The sequence below is a fragment of the Achromobacter sp. ACM05 genome (genome assembly GCF_019218915.1).
GTDB lineage: Bacteria > Pseudomonadota > Gammaproteobacteria > Burkholderiales > Burkholderiaceae_B > Achromobacter > Achromobacter animicus.
This window is the reverse complement of record NZ_JAHUWQ010000001.1, coordinates 178618-194419: the sequence shown is the minus strand read 5'-3', so window position 1 is coordinate 194419 and position 15802 is coordinate 178618. Positions and strand designations below refer to the sequence as shown.

The window sequence follows — 15802 nt, the reverse complement described above, 5'->3', positions numbered from 1 at the left end:
TCGATCAGGAACGGTAGTCGGCGTTGATCGACACGTACTCGTGCGAGAAGTCGCAGGTGTAGACCGTGTCGCTGACCTGGCCGCGGCCCAGCGCAATGCGCACCGAGATCTCGGCCTGCTTCATCACGCGCTGGCCGTCGGCTTCCTGGTAGTCGGGGTTGCGGCCGCCGTTCTTGGCAACCAGCACGTCGTCCAGCCACAGGCGGATGTTGGACACGTCCAGGTCGTCGATGCCGGCGTAGCCGACCGCGGCCAGGATGCGGCCCAGGTTGGGGTCGGATGCGAAGAACGCGGTCTTGACCAGCGGCGAGTGCGCCACGGCATACGCGACCTTCAGGGCTTCCTCGGTGGTGCCGGCTTCTTCGACGCGGATCGTCATGAACTTGGTGGCGCCTTCGGCGTCGCGCACGATCTTGGTGGCCAGTTCCAGCGCGGCGGCGGTCAGGGCCTCGCGCACGGCGGCGTAGGCGGCGTCGGATTCGCTGTTGACGTTGACGTCCGACTTGCCGGTGGCGGCGATGATGAAGGAGTCATTGGTGGAGGTGTCGCCGTCGACCGTGATGCGGTTGAACGAGGCATCGGCGATTTCCACGGCCAGCTTGCGCAGGAGCGGCTGGGCAATGCCGGCATCGGTGGCCAGGAAGCTGAGCATGGTGGCCATGTTGGGACGGATCATGCCCGCGCCCTTGCTGATGCCGGTGAAGGTGACCGTCTTGCCGTCGATCTGCACCTTGGCGGACGAAATCTTGGGCAGCGTGTCGGTGGTCATGATGCCGTGGGCGGCGCTGGACCAGTGGTCGGCGGCCAGGTCGGCGATGGCGGCGGGCAGGCCGGCGGTCAGGCGGTCGAGCGGCAGGGGTTCCAGGATGACGCCGGTGGAGAACGGCAGGATCTGCGCGGCGGGCACGCCCAGCAGCTTGCCCAGTGCATCGCACGTGTCCTTGGCTTTCTTCAGGCCTTCTTCGCCGGTGCCGGCGTTGGCGTTGCCCGTGTTGATGACCAGCGCGCTGATCGGGCCGCCGGCGGCCAGGTGGGCCTGGCAGACCTGCACCGGGGCGGCGCAGAAGCGGTTACGCGTGAAGACGCCCGCCACGCTGGTGCCTTCGGCCAGGCGGAACACCGTCAGGTCGCGCCGGTTGGCCTTGCGGATGCCGGCCTCGGTGACGCCGATTTCTACGCCGGCAACAGGAAAAATTTCGGACTCGGAGGGGATCTGCAGATTAACGGCCATGACTTCGTCTCTTGGTGTGAGCGGGACGGAACCGCCGCCAGGCACGGCGGCGCGCGGGAAAGGTTCGTATTATCCCACCGGATCCGGCGGGGGTGGCCGGTCCCCTCGGCAACCCGAGGGGAGGCGGCCCCAGGCGCCGGCCTCAGGGAGCCATGCGCATGGCGGCCACGTCCAGCACGCCGGCTTCGCGGTTGCTCAGCACGCTGCGCACCGTGCCGTCGGGCGCCTGCAGCACCGACTTGCCGGTCGGGACGTCTTCGCCGCCCGCCCGGCGCGCCGAGCGCCCGCGGGACGGCGAGAACAGCAGATCGCCAGGCTGCGCGCCCTGCAGGCGCGGGTTGGCGGCCAGTACGCGCGTGCCCGGCGGGTAGGTCATTTCGCCCAGGACGGTGTCGCGCGCCGCCAGACCCTCGAAGCCCAGCATCCGGCGCTGCGCGTCCAGTTGCAGGTCGACCTTCAGCAAGGGGATCCCGGCGACGGTCAGGGCGTCGCTGCCTTCGGTGCGCAGCAGCCAGCGGGGCGCCGTGCCGGTCTTGTCCAGCGGCGTGCCGCGGGCGGCGGGGTCGACCTTCAACCAGGCGCCCGCGGGCACCGGTTGCTGGTCCAGCGTATTGCCGATGGCAAGGTGGCAGCTGGAAAACTGCGGATGCCCGCCTTGCACCACGAATTCGATGCGATGGCCGTGCGCGCAGAGCCAGCCTTCCAGCGCCTGGTCCCGCGCGATCTCGGCGGACAGGGTTTCGGGCTGCTTGGGCGTGGCGGGGTAACGGAACAGGCGCGTCGCGGCGACGCCGTTAATGTCTGCCGGGTGGGATTCGGGAAAGACGGCCCGGTCGAACGATGCCAGTTCACCGGGCGTGGCAAGCCGAAGCGTGGTGCCGGTGGGCATCTGGACGCCGGCCAGTTGCGTGGGTTGTGACAGCACCGTCTTGCGCGCGTCGTCGGCCTGCGCTTCGCGCTGGACCGAGAACCACTGGCTGAACTGCTGATACGGGAAGATGGCGCCGATGACGGCCAGCACGGCCATCAGGACGGTGCCGGCGCGCCGGTGGCCGGACAGCCAGTCTCGCGCGCCGGGCGAGGTGGCCAGGGCGGCCAGCCAGGTGAACAGCGTGGCGAGGCAGGCGAGCGAAGCCGCCATCAGCACATAGAAATTACCGCCAGGAAGAGAAACCGGAATCATGGCGGCAATTATGCGCCAATCCGGCAGGCCGGACCGTCGCGAAAAAGTCCTGGTCCGCCCTCAGTCGCGGGCCGCCGCCGAGCGCGTGGCCACCACCTGCAGCTTCAGTTCGCCCAGCGCCTGGAACAGGGCGTTGCGGCTGGCCTCGGGCAGTTCGGCAAACATGGATTTGACCCAGGTCTCGTGGGCGCGGGCCATGCGCGCAAAGCTCTTCTTGCCTTGCGGCGTCAGCTTGATGAGCGAGCTGCGGCGGTCGGACTCGACCTTGGTCCGCACCACCAGGCCTTCTTTTTCGAGCTGGTCGGTGATCCCGGTGATATTGCCGTTGGTGACCATCATGTGGCGCGACAGCTCGCCCATCTTCATGCCCTTGGGGGCGCGCTGCAACTGCGCCATCAGGTCGAAACGCGGCAGGGTGGTGTCGAAGTCGTTGCGCAGGCGGCTGCGGATCTCGCCTTCGATGAGGTTGGCGCAGGTCAGCATGCGCAGCCACAGGCGCAGCGCGTGATGGTCGTCGGGCGCGGCGCGGGATTCCAGGTCGGGGGTATCGGTCATGGCTCGGAAGATTACCGGGAATGCGGGGGTGAAGAGGGCGCCAGACCCATCTGTTCGAAGATGGCTTGGGTCAGCGGGCTGTTCGGATCGTTGAGCGTCAGGACAATATCAAAATGATTGGTGCCTGGCATTGGTACATACCTACCGGGAAAACCGCGCGCCCGCCATGCGGCCAGATAATCATCGCTCTGGCGCTTGAATTCGTCGGTTTCGGATTCTCCGTAGCTGACCACCAGCGGGCAGCCCGCCTGCGGCAAATGCAGGGCGGGGCTGTTGCGGATGGCATCGGCTTCGCTCATGCGCATCCATTCGTTGATGTGGGTGTGCACCAGCGGGCGCAGGTCGAACAGGCCCGACAGGGGCGCGGCGCCCCTGACGACGCCGGGCGGCACGTCGTAGCTGGCATGCCAGCCGCCGGCCAGCAGGGCGCCGACCAGATGACCACCCGCCGAGCTGCCGCAGATGTGGATGCGCGACGGGTCGCCGCCGTACTCGGCGATGTGGTGGTGAATCCAGGCCAGCGCGCGCCGGTTCTGATCCACGATACGGTCCAGCGTGACGGCGGGGGCCAGCGAATAATTCACCGACACCACCACCGCGCCCGCCTGCGTGAACGCGGGCGCCATGTTGCTGGATTCGTTTTTGGACAAGAGGCGCCAGTAGCCGCCGTGAATGAACACGAAGACGGGCGCGCCGGACTTGCCGGCCGCGGCTGGAAATATGTCCAGCAGTTCATCCGGATGATCGCCAAAAGGCACGTCCAGCGCGCATTCCAGCGTGCTGCGCGCCGTGGCGCTGTCCTCGGCGTATTTCTTGAGTATCGGTTGGATGTCGGGTACTGTCGCGCGAGCGTTGTACTGGACGTCCAGTTCGGCGCGATCGTAGTTGCGGTAGAGGGTGACCATGGCGGCAGGTGGTAAAAACCCTAGACTTGTTTTGCCGATTACTTTAAACCTAAACTATGAACCACGCCAGTTTTCCCTGTGCTGCATAAGGGGATTGGGGCGTTGCAGAGCATACGTTCTGCAGGCACCGGCCTGACGGCGGCGACCATCGCGCCAGCGGGCCGGGCATAGAAGTCTTTCGCATCGCACTTTCAAAAAGAACACCCTCTGCGCGGGCTCGCGCACGGAGCACACCACCATGCGTTTGATCACTTCCTTCCTGGCTGCCGCCGCCCTGATTCCGGCCCTGGCACAGGCCGACACCGTCAAGGTCGGCATCGCCAACGACATCTCGGGCCCGTTCTCGGCGCTGGGCGCCGAAGCCCGCGACGGCTTCAACCTGGCCATCAAGCAACTGGGCAGCAAGCTGGGCGGCCAGCCCGCGGAATTCCTGCAAACCGACATGGGCGGCAATCCGGACCAGGCCCGCCAGCTCGTCACGCGCTACATCCAGCGCGAAAAGGTCGACTTCTTCACGGGGCCCATCGGCTCGAACGTCGCGCTGGCCGTCGGCCCCGCGCTGTTCGCCGCGAAGGTGCCCTACCTGTCCAACAACCCCGGTCCCAGCCAGTTCGCCGGCGCCCAGTGCAACAACTACTGGTTCGGCACGTCGTACCAGAACGATGCCTTCCACGAAGCGGCCGGCAAGGTCGCGGCCGACCGCGGCTTCAAGAAGATGTTCATCATGGCCCCGGACTACCCGGCCGGCAAGGATGCGCTGACCGGCTTCAAGCGCGGCTACAAGACCGCTCCGGGCGACGAGGTCTACACCAAGCTCGGCCAGATCGACTACGCCGCAGAGATCGCGCAGATCCGCGCCGCCAAGCCGGACGCCGTCTACATCTTCCTGCCGGGCGGCATGGGCATCAACTTCGTCAAGCAGTTCGTGTCCGCCGGCCTGTCGCAGAACGTCAAGCTGATCGGCCCGGGCTTCTCGGCCGACGAGGACGTGATCCAGGCCGTGGGCGACCCCATGCTGGGCATGTACAACACGGCGCAATGGGCGCATGACCTGGACGTGCCGCAGAACAAGGCCTTCGTCGAGGCCTTCCGCAAGGAATACAACGGCCGTTACCCGTCGGTGTACGCCGCCCAGGCGTATGACGTGATCATGGCCATGGACGCCGCCGTCAAGCAGGCCGGCGGCAAGGCCACCGACCGTGATGCCATCGTGAAGGCGCTGGAAAAGGCCGACTACCCCTCGGTGCGCGGCAGCTTCACCTACGGCAAGAACCACTACCCGATCCAGGCCTACTACCTGCGCGTCGTCGAGAAAGACGGCAGCGGCCGCATCACCAACAAGCTGGTGGGCAAGGTCTTCGACAAGTACCAGGACGTGTACGTAGGCGACTGCAAGCTCTGATCCCCCCGAAGCGCTGCGCGCTTCCCCCCAGGGGGCGTCGCAGCGGACCGGCGAAGCCGGATCCGCGCGACCCCGCTTGGGGGCGGCGGCTTGGGCGCGGGGATGCGTCGCTGATGCAGGTGGGATAGCTTTGGTGAATTGATCGCGGGGGCCCATCGGCGGCGCGCGGCAAGGGGGAAGTTTTCATGACGTTTACGCTGATCGTCGAGCAATTGCTGAACGGTCTGCAGTTTGGGTTGATGTTGTTTCTGATTGCGGCCGGGCTGACCCTGGTGTTCGGGATCATGGACATCATGAATCTGGCTCACGGCTCGCTCTATATGGCTGGCGCCTATGTCGCCGCCGAAACCATGCAACGCACCGGCTCGTTCACCGCCGCGGTTCTTGTGGCGGCGGTTGCCACGGGCATCGTCGGCATCGTGCTGGAGCTCTCGCTCATCCGCCGCCTGGCGCTGCGTGACCATCTGGCCCAGGTGCTGGGCACCTACGCTGTCATCCTTATTGCCAATGACCTGGTCAAGATGATCTGGGGTCCGGCGCCGGTCATGCTGAACATGCCCGCGATGCTGTCCGGTCCCGTGCGCCTGTTGCCCGACCTGATGTATCCCGCCTACCGCCTGATGATCATCGTCTTCGGCGTGGCCGCGGCCGCGGGCCTGTACTGGTTCGTGACGCGAACCCGTGCCGGCGTGCTGGTGCGGGCCGGGGCGTCGAACCGCCAGATGGCCACGCTGATGGGCGTGCGCGTGCCGCTGCTGTTCCTGGGCGTGTTCGTGCTGGGCGCCATGCTGGCCGCGGTGGCGGGTGCGCTGCTGGGGCCGATCACCTCGGTGCAGGTGGGCATGGGCGAAGAAATCCTGATCCTGGTGCTGGTGTGCATCGTCATCGGCGGCATCGGCTCGATCCGGGGCGCCTTCGTGGGCGCGCTTCTGGTCGGCATGGTCGACACCGCCGGCCGGGCGTTCCTGCCGATGCTGCTGCGCCAGGTGTTTTCGCCGGCCGTGGCATCCAGCGTCGGTCCGACGCTGGCGGCCATCGCCATCTACGTGTTGATGGCGGCAGTGCTGGTGTTCCGGCCCTCTGGCCTCTTTCCGGCGCGGGGCTGACCATGAAAACCAAGATCTGGACCGTGGTCCTGCTGGCCGCGCTGGCGGTGTTCCCGCTGGTCGCGCCCATGCTGGGCCTGGACTTCTACATTTCCTTCGTGCGGCGCGTGCTGATCTACGCGCTGGCGGCCACCAGCCTGAACCTCATCCTGGGGTATGGCGGCATGGTGGCCTTGGGTCACGCGGCGTTCTTCGGCGCGGGCGCCTATGCGGTGGGCATCCTGTCCATGTCGGGCGTCACGTCCGCGCTGGTGTCCTGGCCGGTGGCCATGCTGCTGGCGGGCGTGCTGGCCTGCATCACGGGCGCGATCTCGCTGCGCACACGAGGCGTGTACTTCATCATGATCACGCTGGCGTTCGCGCAGATGCTGTTCTACATCTTCATCTCGCTGCGCCAGTACGGCGGTGAGGATGGCCTGAACCTGCCGGGATATTCCACGCTGCCGGGCATCGACCTGGCCCACGATGTCAGCTTCTATTACCTGGTGCTGGCGCTGTTCGCGCTGCTGATGTGGGCCTTCGGTCACGTCGTCGCCTCGCGCTTCGGCATGGCGCTGCAGGGCATCCGCGAGAACGAATCGCGCATGGAGTCCATGGGCTATCCCGTGTACCGCATCAAGCTGATGGCGTTCACGCTGAGCGGCGCGGCGGCGGGGCTGGCCGGCGCGCTGCTGGCCAACCACAACCTCTTCATTTCGCCCAGCCTGATGCATTGGACCCAGTCGGCCAACCTGCTGATCATGGTGCTGGTGGGCGGCATCGGCCTGCGCTATGGCGGCGTGGCCGGTGCGGTCGTGATGCTGACGCTGGAAGAAGTGCTGCGCCTGTGGACCGAATACTGGCACCTGCCCCTGGGCGTGCTGCTGCTCTGCGTGGTGTTTGGCGCGCCGCGCGGCCTGGTCGGCCTGTTCGGGCCGCTGTTCAGCGGGCGCGCTGCGCCGCAATCCGGCAAGGTGGGCTCATGAGCAATCCGATGAATGCCACGACTGGCGCAGCCGCGAATAGGACGCAACCCGCGGGGACGCACCGCTTGGGGACACCCGCCCCGGGAACGCACGCCCTGCAGGCGCGCGGTCTGGTCCGGCGCTTTGGCGCGTTGGTGGCCACCGACAACGTATCGCTGTCGCTGGCGCCGGGCGAGATCCATGCCCTGATCGGCCCCAACGGCGCGGGCAAGTCCACGCTGATCCACCTGCTGTCGGGCACGCTGTCTGCCGACGCCGGCACGCTGGAAGTCGACGGCCGCGACGTCACCGCAATGAACGCGCACCAGCGCGTGGCGGCGGGCCTGTCGCGGTCCTACCAGATCACCAACATCTTCAAGCAGTCCAGCGTGCTGGATAACCTGGTGCTGGCCGTGCAGGCCCACGCCGGCAGCAGCTTCCGCTTCTGGAAGCCGCGCGCCGCGGAATCGGCGCTGTACGAACAGGCGCGCGAGCTGGCCCGCGAATGCGCCATCGACGCCAGCCTGCTCGACCGCGCCGCGGGCACGTTGCCGCACGGCGAACAGCGCAAGGTGGAATTCGCGCTGGCGCTTGCCGCCCGGCCCAAGGTGCTGCTGCTGGACGAACCCATGGCAGGCATGGGGCCCGACGAAACCGTCCGCCTGACCGAATTGATCGAATCCTTGCGGGGACGCGCCGCCATGCTGCTGGTTGAACACGACATGCAGGCGGTGTTCCGTCTGGCCGACCGCCTGTCCGTGCTGGTGTACGGGCGGGTGATTGCCTCGGGCACGCCGGACGAGATCCGCGCCAACCCCGAAGTGCGCCAGGCCTACCTGGGCGACGAGGAGACCGCATGATGCTGACCATCGAATCGGCCAAGAGCGGCTACGGCGCCAGCCAGGTGCTGTTTGGCGTGGACCTGGAGATCGGCGCGGGGCAGGTCGTGACGCTGCTGGGCCGCAACGGCATGGGCAAGACGACGCTGCTGCGCACGCTGTTCGGCCAGTTGCCGCTGCGCGGCGGCAAGATCCATTTTGCAGGGCAGGACATCAGCGGATGGAGTCCGGACCGCATCGCGCGGGCCGGCGTCGCCATCGTCCCGGAAGGGCGCCAGTGCTTTCCCAATCTGACGGTGCGCGAACACCTGACGGCCTTCGTGGCCGGGCGCAACCCGGAGATCGGCGAACCGTGGACGCCCGATCGCGTCTTTGAACTCTTCCCCCGGCTGGCTGAACGCGCCCGAAACATGGGCAACCAGTTGTCGGGCGGCGAGCAGCAGATGCTGGCCATCGGCCGCGCGCTGGTGACCAACCCCCGGCTGCTGATTCTGGACGAAGCCACCGAAGGGCTGGCGCCGAAAATCCGGGAAGAGATCTGGAACTGCCTGGCGCGTCTGCGTCAGGCCGGGCAGACGATCCTGGTGATTGACAAATATGTCGAAAGGTTACTCAGCCTGGCCGATCGCCATGTCATCCTGGAGCGCGGCAAAGTGGTGTGGACCGGCAACTCGCAGGCCCTGGACGCCGACCGCAGCCTCTGGGAACGCTATCTGGGCGTCTGACAACGTGTCGTAATAAAGCTGCAATTCGGACCTGCCAGGCGTAACAGCCGCTGATATAAAACGCAATAAATCACGATATATATTGCTGCGGTGAAACTTAAGGTGTCTCGAACGCATCCAGACGTTTGCACCTGTATCAATAAACCCCCCTGGCATCTACACTAGCCGCGCCGGTTGCCCGCACGGGGCGCAGGCGTTCAGGCTCATGGCTCAAAAGGCGGGGCGAAGCACGGGTACGGCGCCTCGTAAGGTCAGCGCGTCCTATCTGCGTCCCCTTTTTCGCGCGTGGCATCGCATCAAGTTGTCAGGAAGACTTTGCATGGCGAAATGGGGATTGCGCAGGAAATCACTGATGGCGCTGCTGTTGGCGTGCCTGGTCGCCTTGGCGCCGGCCGCGCTGATTGGCTGGCAGGTGCTGGACGGCGTCCGCGAGCACTTTGGCCGCGCCTTTTCCGACAACTTCACGCAACTGAACCGCCAGCGCATCCTGGCGCCGGTGTCGCGCGAACTGGCGCTGTCGCAGCGCCTGGCCGACAGCGAAGTCACGCGCCGCTGGCTCCGCAATGAAAACGATCCCGCCGCGCGCGAGCTGTTCTTCCGCGAGGCCGACGGCTACCGGCGCGATCTGCTCGGCGGCGCGTACTTCATCGCCAGCGCCAGTTCCGGCAACTACTACTTCAACGACGACAAGCCGCTGTCGGAGACGCCGCGCTACACGCTCAGCCCCAGCGCGGCCGACGACGGCTGGTTCTACGCCACGATCAAGTCGCCCGCCCGCTACAACATCAACGTCAACCCGGACCTGAAGCTCAAGACCACAAAGGTCTGGATCAACGTACAGATCCGCGACGGCGAGACGGTCATGGGCCTGACGGGGGCCGGTCTGGACGTGGGCGGGTTCCTGAAGGAATTCGTGAACAGCGGCCAGCCCGGGGTCACGCCCATCATCGTGGACGAGGAAGGCGCGATCCAGGCGCACATGAACCCCGCGCTGATCGCCTACAACTCGGGCGCGGGCGGGGCGGGCGGCAAGGGCATGGTCTTCAGCCTGCTGGATCAGGGCGAAGGCCGCGCCGAGCTGCTGTCGGCCATGCATGCCGCGCAGGCGGATCCGCAGTCGGTGCAGTCGGCCTGGGTCAAGATGGACGGCGTGCGCCAGCTGGTGTCGGTGGCGTACATGCCGGAGCTGCACTGGCACGTCCTGACGGTGGTCGACCTGGGCGCGGCCCGGGTGCTGGATACCGGCTGGCTGTGGCCGGCGGCCATCGGCCTGGTGCTGCTGTTTGCCGCGATGCTGCTGTGCTTCGGCTACGCCATCGAGCGCCTGATGCTGCGCCCCTTGCGCCGCCTGCAGCAGTCCGCGCGCGCAATCGCCGACGGCAGCTACGACGTGCGCCTGCCGCCGGGCGGCCAGGACGAGATCGGCGACCTGAGCCGCGCGTTCGGCGTGATGGCCGACAAGGTCCGCAAGCACACGGCCGAGCTGGAAACCAAGGTGCGCGAACGCACCTCGGAACTGGAAGACGCCAACCGCGCCATGGCCGCGGCGCACAAGAAGATCGGCGACTCCATCGACTACGCCAGCCTGATCCAGCGCGCGATCCTGCCGGATCGCCAACTGACGCAGTCGCTGGGCGCCCACCATTTTGTGCTGTGGAAGCCGCGCGATGTGGTTGGCGGCGATTTCTACGTGTTCCGCGAGGACGGCGCCAACTGCCTGCTGGGCATCATGGACTGCGCGGGCCACGGCGTGCCCGGCGCGCTGATGACGATGCTGGCGCGTGCGGCGATCGATCTGGCGATCACCGAGGTCGGACCGGGCGATCCCGCGGGCATTCTGACGCGTACCGACAACGCAATCCGGGCCATGCTGGCCGACGCGCAGCTGCCCCGGGCCTTGGCGACCAATACCGATGCGGGGCTGGTATATATTGACCGGCAAGCCGGCAGGCTGCTGTACGCAGGCGCGAAGATCAGCCTGTACGCAAGCGACGGCGAAAACCTGCATGAAGTGCCCGGCGGCCGGCGTGCGCTGGGCGACAAGCGTATGGGGGTTTACGAGAACAACGCGTTGCAGATGGAGCCGGGCTGGACGTATTACCTGGCGACCGACGGTTTTCTGGATCAGGCGGGCGGCGAGCACGGGTTCGGCTTTGGCAATACGCGCTTTGCGGACATGCTCAAGACACACGCGCGCCGGCCGTTAACCGAACAGGCGGCCGCGTTCAGCCAGGCGCTCGCCGAGTACCAAGGTGGCCGGCCCCAGCGCGACGACATCACCTTGCTGTCTTTCCGTTTCGAATAATCGTTATCAAGGCGGTACCCTCCATGAATGCCTCCGATCTTTACGCGTTGGGCGCGCGATTCGACCAGAACCGCACGTTGCTGTGTTTCAACGGGCCGATCTCGCGCAGCCTGATCGAGGAAATCGGCAATGCGCTGAAGAACTACCTGAACGCCGAGCACGTCCGGCCCGCTGAAGCCATGGACGTGTTCTCGGTCTACATCGAGATGATCCAGAACATCCGCCAGTACGCCGCGCAGAACGGCGACGCGGACGCCTCCGCCACGGTCGTGATCGGCCGCCGCGACGAAAGCCGCTACGTGGTGTCGGCGGGCAATCTGGTCAGCGCGGAAGACGGCCACAGCCTGGTCGCCCGCATCCAGGAACTGGCCGCGCTGGACAAGCCGGCCCTGAAAGCCGAATACAAGGCCCAACTGCACAAGCCGCGTACGCAGGGCGTCGCGTCGGGCGCGGGCCTGGGCCTCATTGACATCGCGCGCCGCGCCGGCGCGCCGCTGGAAGCCAGCCTGACCCCCGCTGCACAGCCGGGCAAGGCCTTCTTCAGCCTGAGCGTGGTGGTCTGAGGACGCGCGCTCAACAGGATTATTTTCGGAGTATTTGATGAAAGACCTGAACATTCCCGGGACCCAGTCCACGCCCGCCATCACCGCCGACGCTGCCGCCGGCGTGCTGGCGATGCGCGGCGACTCCTATCCCGAGAATTCCTTCGAGCTGTTCGGCCCGGTCATTGAATGGGTCGAGACGTACCTGCAGGATCGCGAAACGCCGCTGAAGCTGGAGCTGGAACTCCTGTACCTGAACACCAGCAGCATCAAGTCCGTCATGGACATCTTCGATGTGCTCGAAGCCGCGCACCGCAAGGGCCGCGAGGTCGGCGTCACCTGGTTCTACGACATGCGTAACGAGCGCGTGGGCGAACTGGCTGAAGAGTTCAAGGAAGACTGCACGTTCCCGTTCTCGGTGGTTGGCCGCCAATGAAACCGGGCGCCGCCGAACTGGATCAGCGTATCGCCGAGCTGCTGGCGGATCCGGCGCATGCCGGCCATCCGCTGCGCGACGCGCTGGAAGCGCTCTGGCGGCATACCGAGGAACAGATGGCGCGCATTCAGCGCGTCACGCAGCTTTCGGACGCCTATCAAAGCATGGCGCACGAACGTGAACTGGGCCTGTGCGACCAGTTCGACCGCCAGCTGCGCCGCCTGACCCGCATCGCGCGGATCTCGGATCACTACCAGAACATGATGCGCGACCTGAACCGCGCGCTCGAGGAAACGTCCAGCCGCGACCCCCTGACGGGCCTGTTGAACCGGCGCGCGCTGATGGAAATGATCAAGCAGGAAGTCCAGCGCGCTGCGCGCAGCGGCGACAGCTTTGTCGTCGCGATGCTGGACGTGGATCACTTCAAGGCCGTGAACGACCGATTCGGCCACGAGACGGGCGACCGCGCGCTGGTCGAACTGGCCGGCGTGCTGGGCGAAAGCCTGCGCGAATACGATCTGTGCGGCCGCTGGGGCGGTGAGGAATTCCTCGTGCTGCTGCCCCATACGGACCCGGACGCGGCGCAGGCGGTCATGGACCGCCTGGTGAGCGACGTGCGGGGGCTGGCGATGCCGGCCGGCGACGAAGTCCTGCGGCTGACGGTCAGTATCGGCATGGCGTATCACCAGTTGGGCGAAACGTTTTCGGAGACGCTCAGCCGGGCGGATCAGGCGTTGTATCTGGCCAAGCAGGACGGACGCGATCGCGTCGCCCTTGGTTTTCCGAGGCGCTGAATGAAACCGGAACAGCTGTTATCCGGGTTGGAGCCCCTTATGCTTGATTCTCATCTTGGCGGGTCGCAGTCGAACCCCCAAGGCGCCGCGTGGCATGTGGGCAATTATCTGACGTCGATGGACCGCGCCTTGCTGCTGTTCGATTTCGACGCAGCCGGCTCCTTGTTGAACGGCAATACCAATTTCCTGGCCGCGGTGGGTTACACCCGCGAAGAGGCGCTGACCCTGCGCCACGAGCTGCTGTGCGACAGCATGGACGAAGGCAAGGGTACGCGCAGCGGCGAACAGGTTTGGGACCGGCTGCGCCGCGGCCAGCACTTTTCGGGCACCTGCCGCTACCGCAAGAAGGACGGCAGCTCGCTGTGGATCGAAGCGACCTACCTGCCGCTGCTGAACGACGCGGGCGAGGTGGGCCGCGTGACGGTGATTTCGCGCAAGTCGATCGCGGACGCGGAGCGCCAGGAAGAAATCCGCCTGCTGATGCTGGGCATCAACGAAACGGGCAACGCGGTGGCGGTGTCGGGTTCCGATGGCCGCATCGTCTACGTGAACGACGGCTTTCAGCGGATGCTCGGCTTTTCCCGTAGCGATGCGCTGGACCAGGATCTGGGCGAACTGCTCTCTGGCGGCCGCGCGGACGGCGGCACGCGCGAGGAACTGCACCGTCGCGTGGCCTGTCGCGAGGGTTACCACAAGGACGTGCTGGTCTATGACCGCGGCGGCAAGCCGCTGTGGGTGTCGGTGATGGCCAACTCGGTGTTCGACGAGCGCGGGACGCTGGTCAACATCGTGGACGTGCTGACGGACATTACGCCAACGAAGGTGCACGAGGTGCTGCAGCGCCGGGTGCTGCAAGCGATGGTGAACGAGGCCTCGGTGGTCGAGGTCATGAACATGGTGTGCCGCGAGGTGGAGCGCCTGGCGCCGGAAGTGGCGGCGTCGGTGGTTCGCGTGGACGACGCGGGCCTGTTGCGCCCGCTGGCGGCGCCGAGCCTGCCGCAGGGCTATTCGGACGCGCTGGAAGGCGTACCGATCGGCCCGCAGGTGGGCGCCTGCGGGACGGCGGCGTTTCTGGGGCGCCCGGTGATCGTGCCGGACATTGCAACAGACCCGCTGTGGGACGATTACCGCCATCTGCCGCTGCCGGAAGAATACAAGGCGTGCTGGTCGTCGCCGATCAAGTCGAGCGATGGCCGGGTGATCGGGACGTTCGGTTTCTATTTCCGGGAACGCCGGCTGCCGGATGATTTCCATCACCGTCTGGTGGACGTGTGCGTGTACCTGTGCGCGCTGGCGCTGGAACGCGAGGAAGCGCGCGCCCGCATCCGGCAATTGGCGTTCTATGACGAACTGACGGGATTGCCGAACCGCAATCTGCTGTTGGCGCAGGCGGAACAGGCGATCGCGCGGGCGGAGCCGGAGCGTAAGCGGGTGGCGGTGCTGTTCCTGGATCTGGACCGCTTCAAGCAGGTGAACGATACGCTGGGCCACCCGATCGGGGACGCGCTGCTGCGGGATGTGGCGCAGCGTCTGCGCCGGTTGGCGCGGGCGACGGATATCGTGGGCCGGCTTTCCGGCGACGAGTTCGTGATGCTGATGCCGGAGTTCGAACATGGCCGCCTGACCGCGGCGGCGGAACATATCCTGGTGGCGCTGGCGCAGCCGTTCTCGGTGGGCGGCATTACGCTGAACCCGTCGGTGAGTATCGGCATCAGCGTGTTCCCGGAGAATGGCCGGGACATGGATACGTTGCTGCGCCATGCGGACATGGCGATGTACCAGGCGAAGACGGCGGGGCGCAATCGCATTTCGTTCTTCAGCGCGGAGATGAATCGTCAGGCGCAGGAGCGGTTGGCGCTGGAAGCGGCGCTGCGGGATGCGTTGGAAGCGAAGGCGTTGCGTTTGCATTACCAGCCGCAGGTGGGGTTGAAGAACGGCAGCCTGTATGGGGTGGAGGCGCTTGCGCGCTGGCGCCATCCGACGCTGGGGGATATTTCGCCGGCGCGCTTCGTGCCGCTGGCGGAAGAGTGTGGGCTGATCGGAGATCTGGGCGACTGGGCGTTGCGCGAGGCTTGCTCGCAATTGGCGATCTGGCGGAATAACGGTCTGAGAGTGCCTTCGGTGTCGGTGAACCTGTCGGCGACGAATTTCCACAATCTGAACCTGCCGCGGATGATTGCGGCGACGTTGGCTGAGTTCGGGTTGGCGCCTGCGGATTTGATGCTGGAGATTACCGAGGGCGTGGTTCTGGATGCCACGGCTGGGACGTTGCGCACGATTGCTGAACTGCATCGGTTGGGCGTACGGCTGTCGATGGATGACTTCGGGACTGGTTATTCCAGCCTGGGGCATTTGCGGCGCCTGATCGTTGACGAACTGAAGCTGGATCGCAGTTTCGTGCAAGGGTTGGAGAGCGATGATGCGGCTCGGGCGTTGACTAGCGCTGTGATTCGGATCGGGGAAAGCTTGAGTCTGCCGGTTGTGGCTGAAGGCGTTGAGAACGAAGAGCAGCGGCGGTTTCTGATCGAGCAAGGGTGTGCTGCGGGGCAGGGGTTTCTGTTTTCGCCGCCCTTGCCTGCTGGGGATCTTGAGGAGTGGTTGCGGGCTCGGGGGTGATTGGTTCTCTTCCTTTGCCGGGTTGAGTTCTTGAGGCGCTCGGCACGGTGGCGTCCCGGGGCGCGCGGGGCCACGATTGCGGTCCGGAGCCTTCGCTCCGGACTTCCCCGTCGTCATCTTCGTCCGCCTTCGGCTCCCTTCAGATTCCCTCGGGCTTATCGACGCCCCGCGCACCCCGGGACGCCACCGCACCGGACTCTGGCAATTCGAGTTTTCAGG

At 66.1% G+C, this 15802-nt stretch carries 14 protein-coding genes; 10 read left to right on the top strand and 4 right to left on the bottom strand.

Annotated features, from left to right (window positions below; all coding sequences use genetic code 11):
* Nucleotides 1–4: 4 nt before the first annotated feature.
* From argJ to KW836_RS00905, 4 genes are all read right to left on the bottom strand, one after another.
* Nucleotides 5–1231 (bottom strand): bifunctional glutamate N-acetyltransferase/amino-acid acetyltransferase ArgJ, encoded by a 1227-nt coding sequence (gene argJ / locus KW836_RS00920; protein ID WP_218342215.1) that lies wholly within the window; start codon nt 1229–1231, stop codon nt 5–7.
* A 142-nt stretch (nt 1232–1373) separates the two neighbouring features.
* A complete protein-coding gene (locus tag KW836_RS00915) occupies nt 1374–2414 on the bottom strand; it encodes a hypothetical protein (RefSeq protein WP_218342214.1) in 1041 nt (346 codons plus the stop codon).
* 60 nt (nt 2415–2474) lie between these two features.
* Nucleotides 2475–2969 carry a MarR family winged helix-turn-helix transcriptional regulator gene (locus KW836_RS00910; RefSeq protein ID WP_218342213.1) on the bottom strand — a complete coding sequence of 165 codons (495 nt, stop codon included), beginning with the start codon at nt 2967–2969 and terminating at the stop codon, nt 2475–2477.
* A gap of 11 nt (nt 2970–2980) precedes the next feature.
* The gene (locus KW836_RS00905; protein WP_175125946.1) at nt 2981–3874 is read right to left on the bottom strand and encodes an alpha/beta hydrolase; all 894 of its coding nucleotides are present in this window, start codon (nt 3872–3874) and stop codon (nt 2981–2983) included.
* A 238-nt stretch (nt 3875–4112) separates the two neighbouring features.
* Here KW836_RS00905 and KW836_RS00900 point away from each other — a divergent pair, with 238 nt between their 5' ends.
* The 10 genes from KW836_RS00900 to KW836_RS00855 all read left to right on the top strand — a co-directional run bounded on the left by KW836_RS00900 (nt 4113) and on the right by KW836_RS00855 (nt 15583).
* Nucleotides 4113–5276: an ABC transporter substrate-binding protein gene (locus KW836_RS00900; protein ID WP_175125945.1), complete on the top strand. Its 1164-nt coding sequence runs from the start codon at nt 4113–4115 to the stop codon at nt 5274–5276.
* A 185-nt stretch (nt 5277–5461) separates the two neighbouring features.
* Entirely contained in the window at nt 5462–6382 is a 921-nt protein-coding gene (locus KW836_RS00895; protein WP_063953921.1) for a branched-chain amino acid ABC transporter permease, read from the top strand.
* Between the two features lie 2 nt (nt 6383–6384).
* The gene (locus KW836_RS00890) at nt 6385–7347 is read left to right on the top strand and encodes a branched-chain amino acid ABC transporter permease (protein WP_175125944.1); all 963 of its coding nucleotides are present in this window, start codon (nt 6385–6387) and stop codon (nt 7345–7347) included.
* A complete protein-coding gene (locus KW836_RS00885) occupies nt 7344–8186 on the top strand; it encodes an ABC transporter ATP-binding protein (protein WP_255595046.1) in 843 nt (280 codons plus the stop codon). Before KW836_RS00890 ends, KW836_RS00885 begins: the two co-directional genes overlap by 4 nt.
* Nucleotides 8186–8890 carry an ABC transporter ATP-binding protein gene (locus tag KW836_RS00880; RefSeq protein WP_175139050.1) on the top strand — a complete coding sequence of 235 codons (705 nt, stop codon included), beginning with the start codon at nt 8186–8188 and terminating at the stop codon, nt 8888–8890. Before KW836_RS00885 ends, KW836_RS00880 begins: the two co-directional genes overlap by 1 nt.
* A 319-nt stretch (nt 8891–9209) precedes the next feature.
* A complete protein-coding gene (gene siaA, locus KW836_RS00875) occupies nt 9210–11195 on the top strand; it encodes a biofilm regulation protein phosphatase SiaA (RefSeq protein WP_217481068.1) in 1986 nt (661 codons plus the stop codon).
* Between the two features lie 23 nt (nt 11196–11218).
* Nucleotides 11219–11758 carry a biofilm regulation protein kinase SiaB gene (siaB, locus tag KW836_RS00870; RefSeq protein ID WP_056564586.1) on the top strand — a complete coding sequence of 180 codons (540 nt, stop codon included), beginning with the start codon at nt 11219–11221 and terminating at the stop codon, nt 11756–11758.
* Between the two features lie 37 nt (nt 11759–11795).
* Complete coding sequence (gene siaC, locus KW836_RS00865) at nt 11796–12173, top strand: biofilm regulation phosphoprotein SiaC (RefSeq protein ID WP_218342211.1); 378 nt, start codon at nt 11796–11798, stop codon at nt 12171–12173.
* Nucleotides 12170–12967 (top strand): biofilm regulation diguanylate cyclase SiaD, encoded by a 798-nt coding sequence (gene siaD, locus KW836_RS00860; RefSeq protein WP_175125940.1) that lies wholly within the window; start codon nt 12170–12172, stop codon nt 12965–12967. Before siaC ends, siaD begins: the two co-directional genes overlap by 4 nt.
* A 39-nt stretch (nt 12968–13006) precedes the next feature.
* The gene (locus KW836_RS00855; RefSeq protein ID WP_239216081.1) at nt 13007–15583 is read left to right on the top strand and encodes an EAL domain-containing protein; all 2577 of its coding nucleotides are present in this window, start codon (nt 13007–13009) and stop codon (nt 15581–15583) included.
* Nucleotides 15584–15802 lie beyond the last annotated feature (219 nt).